26 protein-coding genes and 1 pseudogene are annotated in these 24,122 nt (G+C 71.9%); 6 read left to right on the top strand and 21 right to left on the bottom strand.

Annotated features, from left to right (window positions below; translation table 11 throughout):
* Positions 1-180 precede the first annotated feature (180 nt).
* On the top strand, positions 181-969 hold the full coding sequence (locus tag AB0F15_RS31755; protein ID WP_360278337.1) for an SDR family oxidoreductase: 789 nt from the start codon (positions 181-183) through the stop codon (positions 967-969).
* A 97-nt stretch (positions 970-1,066) separates the two neighbouring features.
* Positions 1,067-2,261, top strand: a pseudogene (locus AB0F15_RS31750) (IS30 family transposase).
* 56 nt (positions 2,262-2,317) lie between these two features.
* On the opposite strand, the gene lgt reads toward AB0F15_RS31750, so the two are convergent.
* Genes lgt through AB0F15_RS31730 form a run of 4 tightly spaced genes read right to left on the bottom strand, consistent with a single transcriptional unit; the run spans position 2,318 to position 7,112 of the window.
* Positions 2,318-3,370: a prolipoprotein diacylglyceryl transferase gene (lgt, locus tag AB0F15_RS31745; protein ID WP_360278334.1), complete on the bottom strand. Its 1,053-nt coding sequence runs from the start codon at positions 3,368-3,370 to the stop codon at positions 2,318-2,320.
* Positions 3,371-3,388: 18 nt separating this feature from the next.
* Entirely contained in the window at positions 3,389-4,561 is a 1,173-nt protein-coding gene (locus AB0F15_RS31740; protein WP_360278331.1) for an amidohydrolase, read from the bottom strand.
* Positions 4,558-5,682, bottom strand: a complete 1,125-nt coding sequence (locus AB0F15_RS31735; RefSeq protein ID WP_360278328.1) for an amidohydrolase family protein — start codon at positions 5,680-5,682, stop codon at positions 4,558-4,560. The genes AB0F15_RS31740 and AB0F15_RS31735 overlap by 4 nt, the downstream gene beginning before the upstream one ends.
* Complete coding sequence (locus tag AB0F15_RS31730) at positions 5,679-7,112, bottom strand: APC family permease (RefSeq protein ID WP_360278325.1); 1,434 nt, start codon at positions 7,110-7,112, stop codon at positions 5,679-5,681. The genes AB0F15_RS31735 and AB0F15_RS31730 overlap by 4 nt, the downstream gene beginning before the upstream one ends.
* Before the next feature lie 55 nt (positions 7,113-7,167).
* Between AB0F15_RS31730 and AB0F15_RS31725 the strand changes: the two genes are divergently transcribed.
* Positions 7,168-8,526: a glutamine synthetase family protein gene (locus AB0F15_RS31725; protein WP_360278322.1), complete on the top strand. Its 1,359-nt coding sequence runs from the start codon at positions 7,168-7,170 to the stop codon at positions 8,524-8,526.
* Here the strand turns inward: AB0F15_RS31725 and AB0F15_RS31720 are convergent.
* From AB0F15_RS31720 to AB0F15_RS31670, 11 genes are all read right to left on the bottom strand, one after another.
* Positions 8,518-9,177 carry a peptidoglycan recognition family protein gene (locus AB0F15_RS31720; protein ID WP_360278319.1) on the bottom strand — a complete coding sequence of 220 codons (660 nt, stop codon included), beginning with the start codon at positions 9,175-9,177 and terminating at the stop codon, positions 8,518-8,520. The two genes, AB0F15_RS31725 and AB0F15_RS31720, sit on opposite strands and share 9 nt — an antisense overlap.
* A gap of 61 nt (positions 9,178-9,238) precedes the next feature.
* A complete protein-coding gene (locus tag AB0F15_RS31715; RefSeq protein ID WP_360278316.1) occupies positions 9,239-10,447 on the bottom strand; it encodes a cytochrome P450 in 1,209 nt (402 codons plus the stop codon).
* Positions 10,444-10,977 (bottom strand): ATP/GTP-binding protein, encoded by a 534-nt coding sequence (locus AB0F15_RS31710; protein WP_360278364.1) that lies wholly within the window; start codon positions 10,975-10,977, stop codon positions 10,444-10,446. Before AB0F15_RS31710 ends, AB0F15_RS31715 begins: the two co-directional genes overlap by 4 nt.
* A 52-nt stretch (positions 10,978-11,029) precedes the next feature.
* Complete coding sequence (locus tag AB0F15_RS31705) at positions 11,030-11,389, bottom strand: DUF742 domain-containing protein (RefSeq protein ID WP_360278313.1); 360 nt, start codon at positions 11,387-11,389, stop codon at positions 11,030-11,032.
* 1 nt (position 11,390) lies between these two features.
* Positions 11,391-11,801 carry a roadblock/LC7 domain-containing protein gene (locus AB0F15_RS31700; RefSeq protein ID WP_360278310.1) on the bottom strand — a complete coding sequence of 137 codons (411 nt, stop codon included), beginning with the start codon at positions 11,799-11,801 and terminating at the stop codon, positions 11,391-11,393.
* Positions 11,798-13,147, bottom strand: a complete 1,350-nt coding sequence (locus AB0F15_RS31695) for an ATP-binding protein (RefSeq protein ID WP_360278307.1) — start codon at positions 13,145-13,147, stop codon at positions 11,798-11,800. The genes AB0F15_RS31700 and AB0F15_RS31695 overlap by 4 nt, the downstream gene beginning before the upstream one ends.
* Before the next feature lie 382 nt (positions 13,148-13,529).
* On the bottom strand, positions 13,530-14,321 hold the full coding sequence (gene trpA, locus AB0F15_RS31690) for a tryptophan synthase subunit alpha (protein WP_360278305.1): 792 nt from the start codon (positions 14,319-14,321) through the stop codon (positions 13,530-13,532).
* Positions 14,318-15,529 (bottom strand): tryptophan synthase subunit beta, encoded by a 1,212-nt coding sequence (trpB, locus tag AB0F15_RS31685; RefSeq protein ID WP_360278302.1) that lies wholly within the window; start codon positions 15,527-15,529, stop codon positions 14,318-14,320. Before trpB ends, trpA begins: the two co-directional genes overlap by 4 nt.
* Positions 15,526-16,335: an indole-3-glycerol phosphate synthase TrpC gene (trpC, locus tag AB0F15_RS31680; RefSeq protein ID WP_360278299.1), complete on the bottom strand. Its 810-nt coding sequence runs from the start codon at positions 16,333-16,335 to the stop codon at positions 15,526-15,528. The genes trpB and trpC overlap by 4 nt, the downstream gene beginning before the upstream one ends.
* A 124-nt stretch (positions 16,336-16,459) precedes the next feature.
* On the bottom strand, positions 16,460-16,987 hold the full coding sequence (locus tag AB0F15_RS31675; protein WP_360278361.1) for a Trp biosynthesis-associated membrane protein: 528 nt from the start codon (positions 16,985-16,987) through the stop codon (positions 16,460-16,462).
* A 97-nt stretch (positions 16,988-17,084) separates the two neighbouring features.
* On the bottom strand, positions 17,085-18,644 hold the full coding sequence (locus tag AB0F15_RS31670) for an anthranilate synthase component I (RefSeq protein WP_360278296.1): 1,560 nt from the start codon (positions 18,642-18,644) through the stop codon (positions 17,085-17,087).
* A 94-nt stretch (positions 18,645-18,738) separates the two neighbouring features.
* Here AB0F15_RS31670 and AB0F15_RS31665 point away from each other — a divergent pair, with 94 nt between their 5' ends.
* The gene (locus AB0F15_RS31665; protein ID WP_360278293.1) at positions 18,739-19,353 is read left to right on the top strand and encodes a TetR family transcriptional regulator; all 615 of its coding nucleotides are present in this window, start codon (positions 18,739-18,741) and stop codon (positions 19,351-19,353) included.
* A 16-nt stretch (positions 19,354-19,369) separates the two neighbouring features.
* On the opposite strand, the gene AB0F15_RS31660 is transcribed toward AB0F15_RS31665, so the two are convergent.
* Genes AB0F15_RS31660 through hisF form a run of 5 tightly spaced genes read right to left on the bottom strand, consistent with a single transcriptional unit; the run spans position 19,370 to position 21,545 of the window.
* Positions 19,370-19,663, bottom strand: a complete 294-nt coding sequence (locus AB0F15_RS31660; RefSeq protein WP_360278290.1) for a hypothetical protein — start codon at positions 19,661-19,663, stop codon at positions 19,370-19,372.
* Positions 19,664-19,679: 16 nt separating this feature from the next.
* Entirely contained in the window at positions 19,680-20,042 is a 363-nt protein-coding gene (locus AB0F15_RS31655) for a DUF1304 domain-containing protein (protein WP_360278287.1), read from the bottom strand.
* Complete coding sequence (gene hisI, locus AB0F15_RS31650; RefSeq protein WP_360278284.1) at positions 20,039-20,401, bottom strand: phosphoribosyl-AMP cyclohydrolase; 363 nt, start codon at positions 20,399-20,401, stop codon at positions 20,039-20,041. Before hisI ends, AB0F15_RS31655 begins: the two co-directional genes overlap by 4 nt.
* Positions 20,398-20,775, bottom strand: coding sequence for a hypothetical protein (locus AB0F15_RS31645; RefSeq protein ID WP_360278281.1), 378 nt, complete (start codon positions 20,773-20,775; stop codon positions 20,398-20,400). The genes hisI and AB0F15_RS31645 overlap by 4 nt, the downstream gene beginning before the upstream one ends.
* Positions 20,772-21,545 (bottom strand): imidazole glycerol phosphate synthase subunit HisF, encoded by a 774-nt coding sequence (gene hisF / locus AB0F15_RS31640; protein ID WP_360278278.1) that lies wholly within the window; start codon positions 21,543-21,545, stop codon positions 20,772-20,774. The genes AB0F15_RS31645 and hisF overlap by 4 nt, the downstream gene beginning before the upstream one ends.
* A 148-nt stretch (positions 21,546-21,693) precedes the next feature.
* Between hisF and AB0F15_RS31635 the strand changes: the two genes are divergently transcribed.
* Together AB0F15_RS31635 and AB0F15_RS31630 are read left to right on the top strand one after the other, a co-directional pair.
* Complete coding sequence (locus AB0F15_RS31635; RefSeq protein ID WP_360278275.1) at positions 21,694-22,194, top strand: SigE family RNA polymerase sigma factor; 501 nt, start codon at positions 21,694-21,696, stop codon at positions 22,192-22,194.
* Complete coding sequence (locus tag AB0F15_RS31630; RefSeq protein ID WP_360278272.1) at positions 22,191-23,168, top strand: hypothetical protein; 978 nt, start codon at positions 22,191-22,193, stop codon at positions 23,166-23,168. The genes AB0F15_RS31635 and AB0F15_RS31630 overlap by 4 nt, the downstream gene beginning before the upstream one ends.
* Here the strand turns inward: AB0F15_RS31630 and AB0F15_RS31625 are convergent.
* Positions 23,158-24,105, bottom strand: coding sequence for a hypothetical protein (locus AB0F15_RS31625; protein ID WP_360278269.1), 948 nt, complete (start codon positions 24,103-24,105; stop codon positions 23,158-23,160). The genes AB0F15_RS31630 and AB0F15_RS31625 overlap by 11 nt on opposite strands.
* Positions 24,106-24,122 lie beyond the last annotated feature (17 nt).

The raw sequence follows: 24,122 nt of genomic DNA, 5'->3' as shown, positions 1-24,122 counted from the left end.
CCAGGGCGTCCCGGACGGCGTCGGACGGTAACGATCTGGCTGCGCGGAACGACATAGTTCCTGATGGGTTCCCGGTAGTTCGTGCCGCTAAGTATAAGGCCCGGAAACGCCGGTCGAGCCCCCCGTGACGGGGTCGGCTCCCTGTGTCCCCGGTCACTAGAACGTGTTACATTTCGCCGCATGATCCTCGATCGGTTCAAGCTCACCGGCCAGGTCGCGGTGGTCACGGGCGCGGGACGCGGAATCGGTGCGGCCACTGCCGTCGCGCTCGCCGAAGCGGGCGCCGACGTCGTCATCGCCTCCCGCACCGAAGCCCAGCTCGCGGAGATCGCTTCGCGTGTTTCCGACGCCGGCCGCCGGGCCCACGTCGTCGCCGTGGACCTCTCCTCCCCCGAGGCCGCGGCGGCACTGGCCGCGACGGCGGTGGCCGAGTTCGGGCGCCTCGACCTGGTGGTCAACAACGTCGGCGGCACGTATCCGCGGCCCCTCCTGGAGACGACGCCCGAGTTCCTGGAGGAGGCGTTCCGCTTCAACGTCGCGACGGCCCACGCGCTGACGGTGGCGGCGGCGCCGTCCCTGGTGGAGACGGGCGGCTCGGTGGTCAACATCTCGTCGGTGATGGGCCGGGTCAGCGGCCGCGGCTTCGCGGCGTACGGAACGGCGAAGGCGGCACTGGCCCACTACACCCGCCTGGCGGCGGCGGACCTCGCGCCGAAGGTCCGGGTGAACGCGATCTCGGTGGGTTCGGTGGCGACGTCGGCCCTGGAGATCGTGGTCGGCAACCCGGAGCTGAAGGAGAAGATGGAGTCCGCCACCCCGCTGCACAGGATCGGCGAAGCGGAGGACATCGCGGCGACGGTGGTGTTCCTGGCCTCGCGCGCGGGCGGCTACATCACGGGCAAGATCCTCGAGGTCGACGGCGGCCTGCAGGCCCCGAACCTCGAACTCGGCCTGCCGGACCTCGGCTGACCTCGCCGCGCCCGGAACAGGGTCGTGAGTGGTAATGAGGGTTAGAACCCCTTGGGTTCTAGCGGTCGTCGCAACACCTGACCCGAGAGGTGTTGCCATGAATGAAAACCGTTGTCGTTGGCTGTCGCGGGATGCCCGGGTGGCGTTCTGGGACCAGCTACGGGCCGGGCTGCCGGTAGAACGAGCGGCGGTGGCCGCGGGTGTGTCGCCGGCCAGCGGGAGACGACTGTTCGAGCAGGCTGGCGGTGTGATCACCAACGCGCCGACGGCCTGCTCGGGCCGCTACCTCTCGCTGGCCGAACGCGAAGAAGTCATGGTCCTGCACGCCCAGGACCTGCCGAACGCCGAGATCGCGCGGCGGCTGGGCCGAGACCGGACCACCATCTGGCGGGAACTGGCCCGCAACAGCACCTCCACCGGCGGCTATCGGGCCAGCAGCGCCCAGCACGCCGCCGAGCAGCGCGCGACACGACCGAAACCCACGAAACTGGCCACCGACCCGGTGCTCCGGGAACGTGTGCGGCAGGATCTGCGGGCCTGCTGGTCCCCGGAGCAGATCGCTGCCAGGCTGAGGCGGGACTTCCCCGACCAGCCGAGGATGTATGTGACCCACGAAACGATCTATCAGGCCATCTACGTCCAAGGCCGCGGTGAGCTGCGGCGTGAGCTGGCCGCGTGCCTGCGCACCGGACGAGCCCTGCGCAAGCCCCGGCGCACCCCTGATGGGCGCCGCGCCCGTCAGGGCAAGATCGCCGGGATGGTCCCGATCTCCGAGCGGCCCGCCGAGGCCGCCGACCGGGCCGTTCCGGGGCATTGGGAAGGGGACCTGATCGTCGGCAGGGACAGTCGTTCGGTGATCGGGACCCTGGTGGAGCGCACCACCCGGTTCTGTCTGCTGCTGCACCTGCCCGAAGGCAAGAACGCCGCGGCGGTCGCCGAGGAGATGATCACCGTGATCCGTCGGTTGCCTGAGCAGCTGCGCCGGTCGCTGACCTGGGATCAGGGCACCGAGCTGGCTCAGCACGCCCGGATCACGATGGCCACCGACATGGCGATCTTCTTCTGTGATCCGCACTCGCCGTGGCAGCGTGGTTCCAACGAGAACACCAATGGTCTGCTGCGTCAGTACTTCCCGAAAGGGCACCGACCTGTCGGTGCACACCACCGCTGACCTGGGCAAAGTCGCTGCAGAGCTCAACGGTCGTCCTCGCAAGTCGCTCGGCTGGGATACCCCGGCCGAGCGACTGGCGATGTTACTGTCCGAAAAGGATCCTGTTGCGACGACCGCTTGAATCCACCCCCTCATTACCACTCACGACAAGCCGCGGCAGACCTCCTGCAGCACCCGTCAGCTCTCGTCGGTCTTCTTCGGCTCGTCGGCCGGCGGTTCCACAGCGGGCTTCTCCACCGGAGCCGGGGCATCGGCCGCCACCTTGACGTGCCCGGGCTCATCGTCGACCGCGGGCTCAGGCTCAGGCTCTGCCGAAGCCGAAGCCGGCTCGACCGGGGTCTCGTCCGGCCCCGGCGCGTCCTTGCTCCGCAGGCTCTCCGGCGCCTCGCGCGGCCCCCGCCGGCCCGCGGCCACGAAGTACACCACCGCGCCCGCGAACAGCAGGATGGACGTCCACACGTTCACCCGCAGCCCGAGGATGTGGTTCGCGGTGTCGGTCCGCATCATCTCGATCCACCCGCGGCCGACGGTGTACCCCGCGACGTACAGCGCGAAGGCCCGCCCGTGCCCGAGCTTGAACTTCCGGTCGGCCCACACGACCAGCAGCGCGACCAGCAGGTTCCAGAGCAGCTCGTACAGGAACGTCGGGTGGACCGGGCTGTCCGGCAGCGGGATGTGCCCCGTCGCGACGCCGTTGAGCAGGTTGTCCGGGTCTTCCGGGTTGAAGCGCTGGTAGACCTCCAGGCCCCACGGCAGGTCGGTGTGGGCGCCGTAGAGCTCCTGGTTGAAGTAGTTGCCGATGCGCCCGATGGCCTGCGCGACGACGATGCCGGGGGCGACCGCGTCCGCCATCGCCGGCAGCGGGATGCCCTTGCGGCGGCACGCGATGAACGCGCCCACCGCGCCGAGGGCGATGGCGCCCCAGATGCCGAGGCCGCCGTCCCAGATCGCGAAGGCGTTCCACGGGTTGCGGCCCTCGGTGAAGTACAGCTCGGGGTCGGTGATCACGTGGTACAACCGGCCGCCGACCAGGCCGAACGGCACCGCGAACACCGCGATGTCGATCACCGTGCCCTGGGTGCCGCCGCGGGCGATCCAGCGCCGCTCGCCCCACCAGATCGCCACGATGATGCCGGCGATGATGCAGAGGGCGTACGCGCGGAGCGGGATCGGTCCGAGGTGCCAGACCCCCTGGTCGGGGCTGGGGATCGTCGCGAGGTAGGCGCTCATCACGCGGCCACCGTAGCGCTAAGGCGCCGGAGCATCCAAGGCGGCCAGGTAGCCCGCTACCAGCGCGTGCGCGACCTGGGTGACGGCTTGGTCGCGCGGGAGGAACCGTTCGTCGTGCAGGCTCGGCACGCCTGCCGTGTCGCCGAGGCCGACGAACAGCATCAGGCCGCGGGTCGGCCCGCCGCAGTAGTGGGCGAAGTCGTCGGCGCCGAACGACCGGAACTGGTCGTCGACGGTGAAGCCCGCGTGCCGCAGCCAGTGCTGCGCGCCCGCCGCCAGCGCCGGATCGTTGTCCAGGACCGGCTCGCAGGGCCTGATCTCCAGCTCGGCGGTGCAGCCGTGCGCCCGAGCGGTGCCGTGCACGATGTCCGCAAGCGTTTCCAGAGCGCGCTCGCGGTCCTTCGTGCGCATCAGGCGCAGCGAGCCGAACGCGCTGGCGCTGTTCGGGACGACGTTGGCCGCGGCGCCGCCCTGGATGCGGCCGATCGAGCAGACCGCGCCGAACACCGGGTCGATCCGGCGCGACGCGAGCTGCTGGAGGCTCACGACCAGCTGCGACAGCGCCAGGATCGGGTCGCGCAGCAGGTGCGGGTACCCGGCGTGGCCGCCCTGGCCGTGCATGGTCACCTCGAACTCGTCGGTGGAGGCGTTCACCGGCCCCGGCGCCGCCGAGACGACTCCGTGCGCGATCCGCGGCTGGACGTGCGCGCCGATCACCGTGTCGACCCCGCACTCGGCCAGCACCCCGGACTCGACGACGTCGAGTGCGCCGGGCGGGGACGTCTCCTCCCGTGGCTGCAGCAGCGCCAGGATCGGCCGCGGCACGCCGACGCGCTGCGCGGCCCGGCAGACGGCGACCAGCGCGGCGAGGTGGACGTCGTGGCCGCACGCGTGCATCAGGTCGTTCCCGGACGCCCACGGCACGCCGGTGCCTTCCAGCACCGGGAGGGCGTCGAGCTCGGCCCGCAGCGCCACGGCCGGGCCGTCCGACGTTCCGGGCAGCCGGATCGCGCGGCCGGTCTTGGCGACGCGGGTCCCGTCACCGGCGCCGAGCGCGGCCGTGACCAGTCGGGCGGTGTCCTCCTCGTCGCCGGACCCGCGGGGGTCGGCGTGCACCGCGTGCCGAAGCTCGACGGCGGCGGGCAGTTCGCCGGCGATCGCCCGCGTCCACCGGGTCCACAGATCACTCACACGTGCTCCAAGCGGTAGATCCTCTTCGCGTTCTGGTGTCCCACCAAAGCACACAGCCGGACGGCGTCCTTTTCGGACATCGCGTCGGCGGCCAGCGCGGCGCGCACGAAGTCGGACAAACCCTGCCGGAACAGGGCCGTGCCCAGGTGGTACAGCTCGGCCAGGCCGAAGGCGTCGGTGGAGAAGAGCACCTTCCCGAACGGCGCGATCTCCAGGAGCTCGGCCAGCACGGCGGGCGCCCGGAACCCCGCGTTGTGCGTGATGAGCCCGGCGTCGACGAACACGTGGTCGAAGACCTGCGCCAGATACGCGGCGTGGCGGTGGAACGGGTAGTTGTGCAGCAGCAGGATGGGCACACCGAGGTCACGGGTCGCCCGCAGCAGCCCGGTGAGCAGCAGCGGGTCGCCGCGGCGCAGGTCGACGTCGGCATCGCCGTAGCCGACGTGGAACTGCACCGGCAGGCCGAGGTCGAGTCCGGTGAACACGAGGTGCCGGTGCAGCACCTCGTCGGCCAGCCGGCCGCCGCCCGCGGCGAGCCACCGCCCGGCGGCGGCCTCGACTTCGGACGGCGACGGCCGCTCCCCCGCCAGTTCCAGCCCGGTGCGGTAGGCGGCGATCGACTTGAGCCCGACCGCCGTCGCGGCGCGTTTCCCCAGCTCATCGGCGAAGGCCGCGGCGAATCCGGCCGCGGTGGTCCCGCCGATCACCGCCTCCGCGACCTGTTCCAGCCGGACGACGTCGTGCGCGCGGGTGCTCGCAAGCCCGGCGAACTCCGCGGTCGTGGTCAGCGAGTCCGGCAGGAACCCGCCGTCCACCAGGAAGTCGGTCGTGCCGGTGGCCCGCAGGAACCGCCGGGCCACCTCGGCCGCGCCGAGTTCGGCGCGGCGCTCCAGGTAGGCCTCGGCGGGGGCGTGCTTCGGCAGGTCGAGCACCGGCGCGCAGCGGGCGCGCACGGCCAGCCCGATGAGCGAGTCGAACAGGCTGGTGCCCAGCGGCGACGGCGCGTCGGCCTCCGTCAGCATCGCCTCGAAGTCCGCACGGGTGACGTCCCGGGTGACGACGCCGTGGCAGTGGTGGTCCACCAGCGGCAAGTCCGCGACGAACGGGAGCAGACCGGTCATGTGCCTCCGTCCACACTCGTCAGCCTCTCCCCCACCCTACGAGCGTAGGCGGGCGCCGCCAGCACCAAGATCACCGCGAGCCCGAGCACCGCGGCGGCCACCACCGGGAACCACCGCGCCGGGCCCTCGGTGGGGTACGGCACCACGTTGACGTACACGGTGTAGCCGAGCACGGCGAGCGCGCCGATCGGGAAGACGAGGTGCCACGCCGGCACGCGCATCCGCCGCTTCACGAACAGCAGCAGGATCGCGCCGGCCGTCGTGAGCAGGTAGATCACCAGCAGGACCAGCGTCCCGATCGAGCCCGACCAGGCGAAGGTGTCCGACGCGGTGGCGCCGAAGAACAGCGCGCACACCAGGATGATCAGGGCCGCCGCGGCGGCCACGGCCGTGACCGCCACCACCGGCGTGCCGCGCGAGGACGTCCGGCCGATGCCGCGGCCGCCGACCGCGTCCCGGCCGAGGGCGTAGAGCAGCCGCGAGCCGCCGACGACGCAGGCCAGGCAGCAGCCGAACGCGCTGATCGCGGCGCCGACGCTGATGACGTCGCCTACCCAGGCGCCCGCGTACCGGCTGCCGAGGTCGCCGAGCAGGGACGGCGAGTCGTGGAACGCCGCCGCGTCGGTGCCGAAGGCCATCATCTCGACGGCCGTCACCACGACGAAGTAACCGCCGCCGAAGATCGCCGTGCCGAGGATCGCGCGCGGGATGTTGCGCTTCGGGTCGTGGGTTTCCTCGCCGAGCGTCGCCGCGGCTTCGAACCCGGCGAAGGACAGGAAGCCGAAGACTGCGCCGAGGAACACCCCGGACAGCCCGGTTTGCGGGACGAAGACGGCCATCGTGAACCGTGCGCCGCCGGGAGCGCTTCCCGCGAGCAGCCGGACCAGGATCACCACGGTGACCAGCAGGATCACCGCGATCGTCGCGCCTTCGACGGCCAGCAGGGTGCTCGTGCCGCGGCGGGCGGGCAGCACGGCCAGCAGCCACGCGCCGATCAGCGCGACGGCCGTCAGCACGAACGGCCCCCAGGACGGCGGATCAGGCCAGATGCCCACCTGCGTCAGGAAAGCCGTGCCCAGCGTGCCCGCGGCCGAGCTCGTGACGACCGCGTAGAACGTGTACGTGCCGAGGAGCCCGATGCCGGAGACGACGCCCGCGCGCGGGCCGAGGGTGGCGCCGACGAACGCGTACACCGATCCCGCGTGCTGGTAGTACCGGCAGAGCTTGACGAAGCCGTACGCGACCAGCAGGACGCCGACCGCCGAGAGCAGGAAGGCGAGCGGGACGGCGCGGCCGGCGGCGGCCGCGGTCTGCTGGGGGTTGATGTTGGCGGCCATGCTCGGGGCCATCAACGCCACGGACAGGCCGACGGCCTGCCAGACGGACAGGGATCGGCGCAAGCCTGGACGGGTTTCGACGGTGTCTGACACGATCTTCACCTCTTCTCTCAGGTGAGCGGATCCAGTGAACATCGACGGGGGCAGGATGAGCCAGCTCGACCGGGCAGAACTCGCGCAACAAGGGGCGATCAGGGCCGACGGCCTGCGCGCCGCCGGCGTGGAGCTCGTCGCGTTGACCTTCGTGGACAACAGCGGCATCACGCGGGTGAAGGCCGTCCCGGTGGACCGGCTGTGGTCGGCGGCGGCGTGGGGCGTCGGCGCGTCGAACTCGTTCGACTTCTTCCTGGCCACCGACGACATCGTCGACGGCACGCATTCGCGCGGCCCGGTCGGCGACCTGCGGCTGCACCCGGACCTCGACGCGCTCGTGCCGCTGGCCGCGCAGCCCGGCTGGGCGTGGGCGCCGGCGTGGCGGTACGACCAGGAAGGCGCGCCGCACCCGCAGGACGCGCGGGCGCTGGCCGCGGCCGCGACGGCCCGGCTCGCGGAGCTGGGCTACCACGCGCGAACGGCGTTCGAGATCGAGTGGGTCGTCACGGCGGCCGACGCGCCGGACGACCCGCGCTCGGCCACCGCGAGCCCGGCCTACGGCTACGCGCGGCTTTCTTCGCAGGCGGGCTACCTGCGCAAGCTGGTGTCCACGTTGACCGCCCAGGGTGTCGCGGTGGAACAGATCCACCCGGAGTACGCGGCCGGGCAGTTCGAGGTGTCGGTGGCGGCCGGCGAGCCGGTGCGGGCGGCGGACGTCGCGGTGCTGACCCGCGAGACCATCCGGACGGTCAGCGAGCACTACGGGCTGCGGGCGTCCTTCACGCCGAAGTTCGCCCCGGGCGGCGTCGGCAACGGCGGCCACGTCCACCTGAGCCTGTGGGACGGCGACCGCAACCTGTGCGCCGGCGGCGACCGGCGGTTCGGGCTCACGGAGACGGCGGAGGCGTTCGGCGCCGGCATCTTCTCGCGGCTGCCGGCGCTGCTGGCGATCGGTGCGCCCTCGGTGGTCAGCTACCTGCGGCTCGAACCGCACCACTGGGCCGGGGTGTTCCGCGTGTGGGGCCTGGAAAACCGCGAGGCGCCGCTGCGGCTCGTCCAGGGCCCGGCCGGGCAGCGCGAGCGGACGGCGAACTTCGAAGTCAAGTGCTTCGACCTGACGGCGAACCCGTACCTGGTGGTGGCGGCGCTGATCTTCGCGGGCCTGGCCGGGGTCGAGGCCGGGGAGAGCCTGCCGGAGCCGGTCGACGTCGACCCCGGAACGCTCCCCTCCGCCGAGCGGCTGCCGACTTCGCTGGCCGACGCGGTGGCGGCGTTCGAAGCGGACTCGGCGTTGACGACGGCGTTCGGCCCGGAGCTGGCGACGACGCTGGCCGACGTCCGCCGCGGCGAGCTCGACCGGCTCGGCGCCCTGCCGCCGGACGAGCTGTGCGCCGTGATGCGGTACCTACATTGACTTGAGTGCCGTGGCGACCTCGCTGCGCAGCTGCGGGAGTTTCGCGTAGAGGCGGTCGCCCGGGCATTCGGTGTTGTAGAAGTCGCGGTGGCCCTTGATCTCTTCGACGGGGATGCCGTACTGGCGGCAGATGTAGGCGCAGAAGACGACGAGCGAGGCGAACTGCGTTTCGGGCGGCTCGACGCTGGTGTAGAGGCCTTCGTTTTCGATGCCGATGGCGTTCGTGTTCTGCCCCGGGCAGTGCGCGCCCTGGATCATCGTGGTGCGGCCGCGCAGCGCGTCGAGGCTGCCGTGCCGCCCTTCGAGGCGGTACCCGCCGCGGCTGACGGTGAAGTGCTGGCCGGTGTCGGACCAGCCGTTGTTGTCGATGTGGTCGTGCTGGTCGTCGCGCGCGACCTGGAAGGCGTGGGCCAGGGAGTAGTCGGTGCTGTTGGCGCTGGCGATGTGGTGGATGAGGATCCGGTTCGCGGGGTGGTCGAGCGTGGTGAGCGCATCGGCGGGCGCCCGGGCACCCCACTCGGCGCAGCTGTAGATCCGCGGCGCGGTGGCGGCCCGGGCGGCCTTCGGGAGGACGAGTCCGGCGGCCCCGGCGACGGCGAGCCCGGCGGCACCCCGGAGGAAGCTGCGCCGCGGGAGGTGTGCGATGTCCATGCCGCGGACTCTGCCGCGGCGGCGTACAGCTTCCGTACAAAAGCCGGTCAGGCCCGACGCGTCACCAGGCCAGGGAGAACTTCACCGGCAGCGCCGACAGGCCGCGGAACAGCGGCGACGGCCGCCACTCCAGCGCGTCGGGCGGCACCGCCAGCACCACGTCCGGGAGCCGGTCGAGCAGGACTTCGATCGCGGCCTCGGCGATGACCTTGGCGATCTCCTGGGCCGCGTACGGGCACCGGTGTTCGCCGTGGCTGAACGACATGTACGCCTGGTTGCCGGTCGAGGCCTGCGGGACCGGCCGGACGAGCGGGTCCTGGTTGGCCGCGGCGAGCCCGAGGATGAGCAGGTCGCCCTGGCGGATCTGCCTGCCGCCCAGCAGGAGGTCGTGGACGGCGAACCGGCCCGGGAAGTTCTGGGTCGGCGTGTCCTCCCAGAGCACCTCGTTCAGCGCTTGGCCGACGCTCCGGCGCCCACCGGACAACGTCATCGCGAAGCGGTCGTCGGTGAGCATCAGCCGCAGGGTGTTGCCGATCCAGTAGGCGGTGGGCAGCTGCCCCGCGTTCATCAGGTGGAGCAGGTCCTCGGTGATCTCCTCGTCGGCGAGCCCGGCCGGGTGGGCCAGCAGCCGCGACGTGACATCCGGCCCGGGGTCGTGCCGCTTGGACTCGACCATCCGCCGCACCTTGTCCCGGACGCGCGCGTAAGCGTCGTTCGCGCCCTCGCCGGCGGCGTGCGTCTGGTACACGTCACGGACCAGGTCGGCGGTTTCCGCGTCCGGCACGCCGATCATCCGGGCGACCACGGGCAGCGGGATCCCGTCGGCGTACTGGGTGATCAGATCCGCTTCGCCCGATCCGGCGAAGGCGTCGATGAGCTCGTCGGCCACCTGCTGGGCCCGCGCGCTCAGCTCGAACTGGTCGACGGCGCCGAGTGCGCCGTCGAGCGCCTCGGCACGGCGCCGGTGCTCGGCACCCTCGGCGAACATCATCGTCGGCTGGTAGCCGATGAGCGGGAGCAACGGCCAGTCGGGCGGCACGCGATCCCAGGCGTTCCAGCGCCGGGAGTCGCGCCCGAAGACCTCCGGGTTGCTCACGACGTACTGCACCTCGCGGTAGCCCAGTACCAGCCACGCCGGCACGTCGCCGTCGAGCAGGACCGGGGCCACCGGCCCGTGCGCACGCCGCAGTTCCGCGTAGAGATCCGCGGACTTCTGCTGGAACTGCGGCCCGTACAACGGCGTGGCCAGTGCGGGCTGGGGGGTGGTCATGAGGCGGTCTCCCGGGCGGAGGACAGGGCGACGAGGTGGTTGACGAGGGTGAGCAGCACGGTCTTGCCGGAGTCGCGCCACCGGGCGTCGCAGTCGATCAGCGGAACGCCGGGAGACAGGTCGAGTGCCTGCCGTACCTGGTCCAGGGTGTGTTCCGGCGGCCCGAAGTTGTTGCGCGCCACGATGAACGGCGTCCCGTGGTGTTCGAGGCGGTCGATGGAGTACCAGGAGTCGGCCAGCCGGCGGGTGTCCACCAGCACGACGGCGCCCAGGGTCCCGGCGAACAGGCGGTCCCAGAGGAACCAGAACCGCTCCTGGCCCGGTGCGCCGAACAGGTACAGCACCATGTGCTCGTTCAGGCTGATCCGCCCGAAGTCGAACGCGACCGTGGTGGTGGTCTTGCCGTGCGAGGCGCCGTCGTCGATCCCGACGCCCGCCTGCGTCATGGTTTCCTCCGTGCTCAGCGGGCGGATTTCGCTGACCGAACGGACCATGGTCGTCTTGCCCACCCCGAACCCGCCGACGATCACGATCTTCAGCCCGTCCCTGGCGGTGCTCGGCAGCGGCGTACGGGCGTCTTGCTCAGAGCTTCTTGAGTCCAACAAGCACCTGCTTCAGGGTTTCGAGATCGGGCAGACCGGCGTCGGCCGGAGCCGACGTCGGATGGCGGGCGGTGACCCGGCCGGTGTCGAGCAAGTCGCACAACAGGATCTTCACGACGCTCACCGGGAGGCCCAGCTCCGAGGAGACCTCCACCATCGCCGTCGGGTGACGGCACAGCCGCAGGATCTTGACGTGCTCGGACTGCATCCCCGGGACCGGATCGTCTTCGCTCACGATCAGCGTCACGAGGTCCAGTGCGCTCTCGTTCGCGCGGCTGCGCCCACCGGTGACGGTGTACAGCCGGTCCGGGTCCTCGCGGTGCAGGTCTTCCCAGGTCATGTCACCCGCCGCTGTGCTGCGGGCGGGGCGGCGCGGTCAGGTGCTCACCGAGCTGCTCGACGAGCTCGTTCATGTTGTGGCCGATGAGACCCACGTCCGCGTCGTCGGCGGCGATCACGGCGAGGTGGGCTCCTTCACCTGCCTCCACGATGAACAGCATCCCGCCGTGGAACTCCGTCATCGACTGCCGCACACCGCCGGTGCCGTCGCCGAATTCGATGGACGTGCCGTACGCCAGGCTCTGGATGCCCGAGGAGATGGCGGCCAGCTGGTCGGCCTGGTCGATGGTGAGCCCGCGGGTGTGGCAGAGCTTGAGGCCGTCCTTGGAGAGCACCAGGGCGTGCCGCGTGCCCGGCGTCTTGCTCAGGAGGTTTTCCAGCAACCAGTCCAGGTCGTGTTCCGTGGTGTTCATCGGCTGTCCTCCGAAGGCGCAGAAGAGCGGGTTCCCCGGCCGGCCGCGCGGAAGGCGCTGAACCGCGCACCGGCGTCGGCCCGAGCCGGTGCGGGGCTCGCCACCGGCGGCGGCGCCGTCTTGGGCGCGGCCGCCAGCGTCTGCCCGCGACGTCGCTGCGGCAGCCCGGACGACGCACTCTCCACTTCGGACTCGATCGCAGGGGGCACAGCGGGCGCGGCGGGCGGCGCACTCGGCGTGACCGGCCGGGCTTCCGGTGCGGGCTGGGTGATCAGTTGCCGCGGGATCATGACCACCACTCCGGTGCCGCCCCGCGCGGACGGCCGGAAGTGCACGGTCAGGCCGTGTTTGCGCGCCAGGCACCCCACCACCGCCAGTCCCAGCCGGGTCCCGGACAGTGTCGTCAGGTCCAGCGGCTCGGCGGAAACCGCCCGCACGGCACGCTCGAGTGCGGCGGGGCTCATGACGAGGCCACTGTCCTCGATCGTGACCACGACACCCGCGTGCACCTCCTCCACGTACACGTGCACGTCCTCCGACGGCGGGGAGAAGCTGGTGGCGTTGTCCATCAGTTCGGCCAGTGCGTGCATGACCCCTTCGGCGGCGTACCCGGCGACCGCGACCGTGCTGGTCGAGTGCGTCCGCACCCGCTGGTAGGCGCTGATGCGCCCCATCGCCCCGCGCAGGATGCTTTCCATCACGATCGGCTTGGTCCAGCGCCGGCCGGAACGTGCGCCGGTCAGGACCGCGATGCTGTCCGCCAGGCGGCCCGCCTGCGCGGTGCTGTGGTCCAGTTCGAGCAGGTCGCCGAGGACGTTTTCGTCATACCGGCCTTCCATCTCGCGCAGGTCGGCCAGCATGCTGGTGGCCAGCGCCTGAACGCGGCCGGCGGCGTTGGCGCAGGCCGCCATCGTGGCCGCGCGCATGCGCTCTCCCCGGCTGATTTCCTGCGCGATCGTCTCCAGCACCCGCCGGCGGGCTCCGTCGACGGAAGCCGGCACCTCGGCGAGCGCCGTGTCCGCCGACGCTCCGTCGCGCACCCGCCCGACCACCGCGGGCAGCGTGTCGTCGGCGAGCTGGGCGACCTCCGCGTCCAGGACCGCGAGCCGGCCACGGAAGTGGCGCGCCGCCTGCGCGCAGTACGCGGCGACCGTGACGGCCGCACACACCACAGCGGCCGCCACCCCGCCGTACCAGGCCACGAACGTCCGGTCCGCCGCGGGCACCCCGGCCGTCATCCACCACCAGAGCCCGCCGGTGATGACGATCGCGACCGGCAGAACGAACAGAGCTCGGCTCACCGGCAGGCGCGCGGCCTGATCGTGAGCGGGTAAGTGCACTGACATCGATCAGGTCCTCGTGGGGCGGTCGGAGACAGGAACGTCAGGGGTGCGGAACCGGAGCTCGCCACGCAGCGACACCCGATATCGAGCGGTGCGGAAAACGCGCAGGGGTTCGCGCGGGCATTCACTGAAGGGGGTAACCGGCGGACTGCCGTGCAAGACCCTAGCGCCGATCTTTCCCGTCCGTAAGAGCCAACTTCAGGTGGCGCGATCTTCGCCGGCCTTCGACGTTTCCGGAAAGTCAATTCCCAACGGATCGATCCGCATATCGGGAAATAGGCATATCGCAAAATAGGCGAAAAGGAGGTTGAGCCGCCGTCGTGGCCGCCCTTGAGGACGGCGGCTACCGCACGGAAAGGTGGCGGGCCGCGGCGCTCCGGCCGGCTCAAGCGGTGGCGACCGCCCGGCGCACGCCGTCGGCCAGTTCCTCCGCCAAGCCGCGGACTCCCGAAGGACCGTCGGCTGCCGCCGTCACCAGTGCCGAGCCCACGATCACCGCGTCGGCGAACGAAGCCACCTGAGCCGCCTGGTCACCGGACCGGACACCCAGACCGACGCCGATCGGCAGGGACGTGTGCGCCCGCGTGCGGCGGACCAGCTCTTCCGCGCCCGCGCCGACCTGCTCGCGCGCGCCCGTCACGCCCATGACCGCGGTCGCGTAGATGAAGCCCGACGACGCGGCCGCCGTGAGCGCGAGCCGCTCTTCCGACGACGAAGGCGCCACCAGGAACGTCCGGTCCAGGCCGTGCTCCTTCGACGCCGTCATCCACGACGCTGCCTCGTCCGGGATCAGGTCCGGCGTGATCAGGCCGAGCCCGCCCGCCGAAGCGAGGTCACGCGCGAAGCGGTCCACGCCGTAGCGGTTCACCGGGTTCCAGTACGTCATCACCACCGCGCGGCCCCCGCGCGCCGACACCGACTCGACCACCTCGAACAGGTGCTTGAGGCGGAAGCCGTTGTCCAGCGCGGTCACCGAAGCGGCCTGGATGGTCGGGCCGTCCATCACCGGGTCGGAGTACGGGACGCCGACCTCGATGAGGTCCGCGCCGCCGTCGATGGTCGCCGCGATCAGGTCCTTCGAACCGTCGACCGTCGGGAAGCCCGCCGGGAGGTAGCCGATCAGCGCGCCACGCCCTTCGGCGCGCGTCGCGGCGAAGAGGTCGTCGAGCCCGCTCATCCGTTCACCAGTCCGAACCACTTGGCCGCCGTGTCCATGTCCTTGTCGCCGCGGCCGGAGAGGTTCACGACGATCAGGCCGTCCGGGCCCAGCTCGCGGCCCAGGTCCAGCACGCCGGCCAGCGCGTGCGCCGACTCGATCGCCGGGATGATGCCCTCGGTGCGCGAGAGCAGCTTGAACGCGTCCATCGCCTGGGCGTCGGTGATCGGGCGGTACTCGGCGCGGCCGGTGTCCTTGAGCCACGCGTGCTCCGGGCCGACGCCCGGGTAGTCCAAGCCGGCCGAGATCGAGTGCGACTCGACCGTCTGGCCGTCTTCGTCCTGCAGCAGGTACGTCATCGCGCCGTGCAGGGTGCCCGGGGTGCCCTTGGTCAGGGTCGCCCCGTTCCGGTTGCCCTCGATGCCTTCGCCGCCCGGCTCCAGCCCGACCAGCCGCACGGACGGGTCGTCGTAGAAGCCCGAGAAGATGCCGATGGCGTTCGACCCACCGCCGACGCAGGCCGCGACGACGTCGGGCAGGCGCCCGGCCTGCTCGAGGATCTGCTCCCGGGCCTCGGTGCCGATGACGTGGTGGAAGTTGCGCACCATCGCCGGGAACGGGGCCGGACCGGCCGCCGTGCCGAACAGGTAGTGCGTGGTGTCGGAGTTGGTCACCCAGTCTCGCAGCGCCTCGTTGATCGCGTCCTTCAGCGTCCGCGACCCGGTCTTGACCGGGATCACCTCGGCGCCGAGCAGCCGCATGCGGGCCACGTTCAGCGCCTGGCGCTCGGTGTCGACCTCGCCCATGTAGACGACGCAGTCGAGGTCGAGCAGCGCGCACGCGGTGGCCGTCGCGACGCCGTGCTGGCCCGCGCCGGTCTCGGCGATGACGCGCTTCTTGCCCATGCGCTTGGTGAGCAGCGCCTGGCCCAGCACGTTGTTGATCTTGTGGGAGCCGGTGTGGTTCAGGTCTTCGCGCTTGAGGAAGACCCGCGCACCGCCGGCGTGCTCGCCGAAGCGCTTGGCCTCGGTGAGCAGCGACGGGCGGCCCGCGTAGTCCTTCAGCAGGCGGTTGAACTCGTTCAGGAACTCCGGATCGTGCCGGGCCTTGTCGTACTCGGTGGCGACCTCGTCGACGACGCCGATCAGCGCCTCCGGCATGAACCGCCCGCCGTACGGGCCGTAGTAGCCGCGCTCGTCCGGGTCGTGCTTGCCCTGCTCCTCGGTCACCGCGACGGCCTCGGGCAGGCGGGGTGGGAACCGGCGGTGACCAGCTTGATCAGGGCGCCCTTCGGATCGCCGGAGGCGACGAGCCCCTCGCCGACCAGTACCGCGTCGGCGCCGTGGCCGGCGTAGGACATCAGGTCGCCCGGCCCGCGGACACCCGATTCGGCGACCTTGTAGACGTCCATCGGCAGGCCGGGGGCCAGCCGCGAGAAGACGTCGCGATCCACCTCGAGGGTGTGCAGGTTGCGCGCGTTGACGCCGATGACCTTGGCGCCCGCCTCGAGGGCCCGGTCGGCCTCCTCGGCGTTGTGGATCTCCACCAGCGCGGTCATCCCGAGCGACTCGACGCGGTCGAGCAGCGAGACGAGCGCGTTCTGCTCCAGCGCGGCGACGATCAGCAGCACCATGTCGGCGCCGTGCAGGCGGGCCTCGTGCACCTGGTAGGGGCTGACGATGAAGTCCTTGCGCAGGATGGGGATGTCCACCGCGGCGCGGACGGCGTCCAGGTCGGCCAGCGAACCGCCGAAGCGGCGCTGCTCGGTGAGCACGCTGACCACGCGCGCCCCGCCGGCTTCGTAGTCCTTCGCCAGCGCGGCCGGGTCGGGGATGTCGGTCAGGTCACCCTTCGACGGGCTGCGCCGCTTGACTTCCGCGATCACGCCGATGCCGGACTCGCGCAGGGCGGCCATCACGTCGCGGGGCGCCGGGGCGGCGGCCGCGCGGATCTTCAGCTGGTCGAACGGCAGCGCGGATTCCCGCACGGCGAGATCTTCCCGCACGCCGGCGACGATGTCTTCGAGCACGCTCACCGGGCACCCCCACCAGGGCACGTGCTCACGGATTCACTCGCAAAGTCGCTCACAAAAACCTTCCCCTTCCCGCCGAAACGATGCTAACCCCCGCATCCGGGACGCCGGGTTCCGGGTGTGCGCGTTACTCCGAATGCCTGCCACCGGCCTCGGTGGGATCTTCCCCTTCGGTCAGGGCTTCCCACAGCTCGGCGTCGGGGTCACGGGCCTTTTTCCGCGTGGCCGGGGCCGCGTACTTCGTCCCGAGCCGCGCGGCTCGGGACGCGCCCTTGACGGCTGCCAACCCGCCGGCGGCGACGAGAATTCCCGCGAGGACGGCGAGGCCGCGGCCCAGCAGCATCTCGGTCACCGGCAGCCCGTCCGCGTAACCGCCGAACCGGACGCCGGCCACCCCCGCCCAGACGGCCGCGGCGCCCGCCAGCGCGAGCACGACACCGAGCACGCGCCGCGCCCAGCCGCCGGTGGCCACCAGCCCGGCCACGCCGGCCAGGGCCAGCAGCGCCAGCGGCACGAGCGCGGGGGCACGCTGCTCGCCGGTCTCGCGGTGGAGCACGGTCCCCCGCACGCCGCCGTCGCGGAACTCGGCGAACCAGGTCAGCCGTGACGCACCCCACAGGGCCAGCGCGCCCAGCAGGAGCGCGACCACGATCATCCACACCGGACGCCTCGAGGCCGCCGCCACCGCCGGAGCGGCCGCGGCCGGGGAGGCGGCCGGGGCCGGGGAGGGGGCGTCCGGCCGCCCGGGCGCGTCAGACACGAGCCGTGTCCGCGTCCGGGTCGAGGAGGCCGGCCGCCACCATCGTCTGCGCGGCGGCCACCGCCGAGAGCACGGTCCTGGCCTTGTTCAGCGATTCGGTGTCCTCGTAGTCCGGCACCGAGTCGGCGACCACCCCGCCCCCGGCCTGGACGTACGCGATGCCGTCCTTGACCAGCGCGGTGCGGATCGCGATCGCCGTGTCGGCGTCGCCGGCGAAGTCGAAGTAGCCGACGACCCCGCCGTACAGCGCGCGGCGGACCGGCTCCAGCTCCTCGATCAGCTCCATCGCGCGGACCTTCGGCGCGCCGGACAGCGTCCCGGCCGGGAAGCACGCCGTGACCGCGTCGAACGCCGTCTTGCCGTCGGCCAGCTCACCGGTGACGGTGGACACGATGTGCATGACGTGGCTGTAGCGCTCGATCTGGAAGAAGTCGACGACGCGCACGGTGCCCGGTTTGCAGACCTTGCCGAGGTCGTTGCGGCCGAGGTCGACGAGCATCAGGTGCTCGGCGCGCTCCTTCTCGTCGGCGAGGAGGTCCTTGGCCAGCTGCGCGTCCTCCTCCGGGTCGGCGCCGCGCCAGCGGGTGCCCGCGATCGGGTGCGTGGTCGCGCGGCCGTCCCGCACGGTGACCAGGGACTCGGGGCTGGAGCCGACGATGTCGAACCCCTCCAGCCGCAGCAGGTACATGTACGGGCTCGGGTTGGACGTCCGGAGCACGCGGTAGATGTCGAGCGCGTCGGCTTCGGTGGGGATCTCGAACCGCTGCGACGGCACGATCTGGAACGCTTCGCCGGCCTTGATCGCCTCGACGGCCTTCTCGACCGCGGCGTGGAAGTCTTCCTTGGACCGCTTCCGGGTGAATTCCGGCACGGGCCGGTCGAACGCGGCGACGGTGGCGGGCGCGGCCACCTGCAGCTGCTCGGTCATGGCGCTCAGCCGGGCGACGGCGTCGTCGTAGGCCGCGTCCACGCGCTCGGGCGAGTCGTCCCAGTTGACGGCGTTCGCGATGAGCGTGACCGTGCCTTCGTGGTGGTCGAACGCCGCGAGGTCGGTGGCCAGGAACATGGTCAGCTCGGGGATGTCCAGGTCGCGCTCGGCCAGCTCCGGCAGCTTTTCCAGCCAGCGCACGGCGTCGTAGCCGATGTAGCCGACCATGCCGCCGGTGAGCGGCGGCATGCCGGGCAGCGGCTCGGTCTGGAGGGCTTCGATGGTCTCGCGCAGGACTTCCAGCGGGTTGCCCTCACCCGGCAGGCCGACCGGCGGGGTGCCGGTCCAGACCGCTTCGCCGTCGCGGACGGTGAGGGCGGCCCGGCTGCGGACGCCGATGAACGACCAGGGGGTCCAGGACGCGCCGTTTTCGGCGGACTCGAAGAGGAAGGTGCCGGGCCGGTCGGCGGCGAGCTTGCGGTACACCCCGATCGGCGTCTCGCCGTCGGCGAGGACCCGGCGCACGACCGGGATCACGCGGCGGCTCTCGGCGAGGACGCGGAAGTCCTCGCGAGACGGGCTGACCGTGCCGGGACCGGCCGAACCGGCGGATGCGCTGACCATGGACCTCATTGTGCCGCCCCGGCGGATCGCGGCGGCGCCGGGCCATAATTCAATGAATGTTGAATTCTGGCCCGGCCTGGGTCATGATGAAGCCGTGAGCGCCACGGACAACACGGAGACTACGGCCCGCCGCCGCGGCCGGCGGCCCGCCGGCCAGGACACCCGCACTGCGCTGGTCGAAGCCGCGCGGGCCGTGTTCGCCGAAAACGGCTACGACGGGGCGACCGTACGCGCGATCGCCACCCGCGCCGGCGTCGACGCGGCGATGGTCAACCACTGGTTCGGCGGCAAGGAGGGCCTGTTCGCCCACGCCGTCCTCGAGCTGCCGTTCGACCCGGTGGAGCTGCAGCAGACCCTGCGCGACGGCCCCGACGACGAACTCGGCGAACGGATCGTCCGCACCTTCATCACCCGCTGGGACAGCGCGGGCGGCGGCGTGTTCGTGGCGCTCATCCGCAGCGTCGCCGGCCACGAGCAGGCCGGGCACGTGCTGCGCGACTTCTTCCAGCGGTTCTTCAGCGCCCTGATCTCCGCGATCGGCTCGGACCGCATCCCGCTGCGGATGAACCTCTGCGCGTCCCAGATGGTGGGTCTCGGGATGATCCGCTACGTCGCGAAGTTCGAGCCGTTCGCCACCGAGGACGTCGAGGTCCTGGTGCGGGCCGTGGCGCCGAACCTGCAGCGCTACATCACCGGCGAGATCGGCTGAGCCCCGGCCCGGCCGGTCATCGGCGGCCTCCTCCGGCGGCCAGTCGGGAAATCGGCGCCGTGCGCCAGCCCGTCCGGCGGGCGGCGTCGGCCTGCCGGGCGCGCGCGAAGGTCCAGTAGCCGGGCACCCCGGCGGCGACCAGGATCCCGATCGACGGCAGCACGAGCCCGGAGAACAGGAAGCCCGCGGCGAACAGCACCGCGAAGACCGTGGAGGCCACGCACCACCGCAGGCTCGTGTCCAGCATGGCCGTCCCCCGCGCCGCCCACTCCGGCCCGCCCGGCTCCCTCGGCGGCAGCCAATCCCCCATGAAGGCAGGTTAGCGCCTACCGGGCCAGCACCAGGGCGATCAGCGCCAGCGCGCCGGGGAGCACCTGGACGAAGAGGATCCGCTTGCTCGCCGTCGCGGCGCCGTAGAGGCCCGCGACGATCACGCAGACGACCCCGTACAGCTTGAGCTGGAACCCGGTCGGGTCGGTCGCGATGAGCCCCCACACCAGCGCGAGCGCCAGGAAGCCGTTGTACAGCCCCTGGTTCGCGGCGAGCGTCTTGCTCTCTTCCGCGAACTCCTTCGTCGTGCCGAACGCGGCGCGGGCGCGGGGTGTCGTCCAGAGGAACATCTCCAGGACGACGATGTAGACGTGGATCAGGGCGACGAGCCCGACCAGGATGTCGGTGACGATGGTCACGCGAGCTCTTTCTCATCGGCCAGGAGGAGGCGTTCCTCGGTGTCGAAACAGGTGTGCGTGCCGGTGTGACAGGCCGGGCCGGTCTGGTCGACGCGCAGCAGGACCGTATCCCCGTCGCAGTCGATCCGCACTTCGCGGACGTGCTGGTAGTGCCCGGACGTCTCGCCCTTGACCCACAGCTTCCCCCGGCTGCGTGACCAGTACGTGCCGCGGCGGGTGGCGAGGGTGGCGGCCAGGGCGTCGTCGTTCATCCACGCCATCATCAGCACGTCCGAAGTGGCGTGTTCGACGACGACCGCGGAGATCAGGCCGTCGGCGTTGCGCTTGAGGCGCGCCGAGACGGCCGCGTCCAGGGTCATGCTTGCGCTCCCAGGATGTGCCGCTTGAGCGGCATCGAGTTCAACAGGACGAACGCGTAGCCGTAGCCCGCGAAGGAAAGACCGGAGAACAGCTTGTTGAACCACAGCTCGGCGCCGAGCAGCAGGAACGCGTGCAGCAGCGCGAAGACGACGGCGACGACCAGGCCGCCGATCCGCGCGCTGCCGTGCTTGAGGACCAGCCCGGTGGTCACCACGCCGCCGAGGATCAGCGCGAGCGCGGGCATCCGGTAGATGGCCAGGCCCGCCCCGGCGCCGAGCACGGGGATCAGGTCGAGCAGCGCCCACGCGACGGGCAGCCCGACCAGCAGGCCGGCGGTGACCTTCACCTCGGCGGGTGCCTGCCAGGACTTCACCGGACCTCGACCCCGCCTTCGCGCAGCGCGTCCTTGACGTCCCCGATCTTCAGCTGTCCGAAGTGGAACACGCTGGCGGCGAGCACGGCGTCGGCACCGGTCCGGACGGCGGGCAGGAAGTGCTCGAGGGCACCCGCTCCCCCGCTGGCGATCACCGGGACGCGCACGGCCTTGCGCACCAGTTCGATGAGTTCGAGGTCGAAGCCGTTCTTCGTGCCGTCGGCGTCCATGGAGTTGAGCAGGATCTCCCCGACGCCCAGCTCCTCGCCCCGCGCGGCCCACTCGACGGCGTCGATCCCGGTCCCGCGGCGGCCGCCGTGGGTGGTGACCTCGAAGCCGGACGGAGTCGGCTCGCCGCCCTCCGGCACGCGCCGGGCGTCGACGGACAACACGATGCACTGGGCCCCGAACCGCCGGGAGGCCTCGCTGAGGAACTCGGGCCGCGCGATGGCGGCGGTGTTGATGCTGACCTTGTCGGCCCCGGTCCGCAGCAGCCGGTTGACGTCGTCGTTGCTCCGCACGCCGCCTCCGACGGTGAGCGGGATGAAGACCTGCTCGGCCGTGCGGCGGACGACGTCGTAGGTGGTCTCCCGGTCCCCGGAGGACGCCGTGACGTCGAGGAAGGTGAGCTCGTCGGCGCCTTCGGCGTCATAGCGCCGGGCCAGCTCGACGGGGTCACCGGCGTCGCGGAGGCCGGCGAAGTTGACACCCTTCACGACCCGGCCCGCGTCGACGTCGAGACAGGGGATCACCCGCACCGCGACAGACATGCCACCAGCGTAGTCAAGGGGCTCCGGACCGCAGGCAATGGCACGGCCGGGGGCGTGGCGCGAGGACATCGTCGCGCGAGAAATCTTCACCGTCCGCGCATCGGCACGGCCCCCACATGCGTCCACCAGGGTGACGGAAAGGACGCGTGTGAGCTTCGAAGAGTTCGTCGCGGAGCGGCTGGACGGGCTGCTCCGCTACGCCACCGTCCTGACCAACGACCCGCACCTCGCGCAGGACATCGTCCAGGAGGTGCTGCTGCGCGCCCAACAGCGGTGGGACACCATCGCCACCCCGCCGACCTACGTGCGGCGGATGGTCACCAACGAGTACCTGTCGTGGCGGCGGCGCGCGGTGCGGCGGATGGTGCCCAGCAGCCACGAAGTCCTCGACGCGCTCAGCCCGCCGGAACCCGATCCGGCCGCCGCCTACGACGAGCGGGACGCGATGCTCGGCCTGCTCGCCACGCTGCCCCGCAAGCAGCGTGCCGCCATCGTGCTGCGCTACTACGAGAACTACTCCGACGCCGAGATCGCCGCGGTCCTGCGTTGCGGAGCCTCCACCGTGCGCAGCCAGATCTCGCGCGCACTGGCCACCCTGCGCCCGGCCGCGTCGCACCACACCGTCCTCACCACCGGAGCCCCCGAATGACGCGCAGCGAGCACGAGACCGAGACACTGATCCGGGAAAGCCTGGACCGCCTCGCCGCCCGCGCCCCGGACGGGCGCGCGGTGCACGAGGCCCTCGCCCGCGCCGGTCGACGCCCGCGGGGGACCGCCCGGCTCGCGCTGGTGGCCGCCGCCGTGGTCGCGCTGATCGTCGGCGTCGTCGCGGGTACCCAGCTGCTGACCACGCCGAGCCCGGTGCCTGCCGCGGGCCGCCCGGTGCTCACCTACGGCCCCGGGTGGTTGCCGGACGGCTTCACCGAGCAGTACCGCGAAGGCGGCCCCGGGATCACCCCGCAGGTGCGGCGGTGGTTCGCCGGTCCGGCCTCGATCACGCTGCGGACGTACTCCACCGCCGACCCCGCGTGGTCGCAGGCCGCGCTGAAGATCGCGTCGATCCACGACCAGGTCCTGGTGCACGGCCGGGTCGCCATGCTCACCGGCTCCGGCGACGCCGCCGAGCTCACCTGGCAGGCCGACGACGAGCACGTGCTGGGCGCGGCGATCGCCGGGATCCCGGATGCCCGCGCGGTCGCCCAGCGGTTCGCCGACGACGTCGCCGCCGAACCGGTCGGCGTCCGCGGCGAGCTGCGGTTCGGCCCGTTGCCGGCGGGGCTGGCCGAGCGCTCGGCCGCGGTGCGGGGCTCCGGTCCCGGCGACGCGAGCACCGAGCTCACCGCGGCCGACCCGGCCCGGCCGTCGATGCCCGTGGTGCACGCCGTCGTCGGCCCGGACCTTCCCGGCGTGCACGGCGCCGCACCGGTGACCGTCCGCGGCAGCGGCGGCTTCTTCGTGGCACCGGGCACCGAGCGGACGGCGATGGTCGCGGTCCGGCTGCCGTCAGGACGCTGGCTGCGGGTGACGGGCCCGCTGCCGGAGGCCGAACTGGTCGCCATCGCCGACGGCGTCCAGCTCGACCCCTCGCCCGACTACCGGTGGCTCGGCCGGCCTACCAGTTGATCGCCGGGAACCAGATGATCCCGAGCCTGCCGAGCACCCGGACGTCCCAGTAGAGCAGCGTGAACGTGCCGCCGACGAGCAGGGCCGCGCCGGTCACGGTCGCGATCCGGGCCGGTTTCGCGGCCAGCCAGCGGTGCACGCGTCCGCCGGTCGCGTGCGTCAGGAGGAGGAACAGCACCGCCATGACGACGATGTTGCCGACCGACTGCAGGGCGAACGCGGCGGCGCCGTACAGCACGTTGTGCTCCTCCGCGGCACTGCGGAACATGATCCGGAACAGCGGGTACGGCCTGCCGATGAGGAACCCGCCGATGAGCGCGCCCATCAGCACCAGCGGGGCCGCCGGGTGGCGGCGGGTGAAGCCGGCCAGTGGGTTGCGGACGAGACCGAGGGCGATCAGGCCCAGCAGCAGGAAGACCAGGCCGACGACACCGAAGGCGACCATGGACTGGACGCTGCGCGGCGACAGCCCGGTGGTCTTCGCGGTGGAGAACTGCGGCATCCGCGTCCCGACGAGCGCGACGATCACGCCGTAGACCACCGACACGGTGAGCATGCCCGCGGCGATCCAGCCGAGCGGCTTGAGCGTGGTGGCGAAGCGCCGCTTTTCCGCCGCTTGGCCGCCGACCAGCGGCGCGACCGCCCCGAAGGCGGCGATGTTGCAGGCGGTGAACGACCCCGCGAGGCCGGAGACGAACGCGAAGAGCGTCCCGGCGAGGACCCCGCTGATCGGCGTGGCCTTGGCGTCGTAGCCGAGGAGCCCGTTGGCGACGCTGTCGCCGATCACGGAGTCGACGAACGGGGCCGACCAGATCACGGTCAGCGCGAACCCCGCCAGGACCGCGACGACAGCCACGGCGGCGCGACGCGCGGGATACGGCCCGGCGCCGAAGAACCTCGCCTGCGGATGAACCGGTACTTCGTGGATGACCGCCATCTACGCCCTCCAGTGTG

Source organism: Amycolatopsis sp. NPDC026612 (assembly GCF_040638285.1).
Classification (GTDB): Bacteria; Actinomycetota; Actinomycetes; order Mycobacteriales; family Pseudonocardiaceae; genus Amycolatopsis.
Note: the sequence above shows the minus strand (reverse complement) of the source record. Positions and strands in the feature narration are given on the sequence as shown.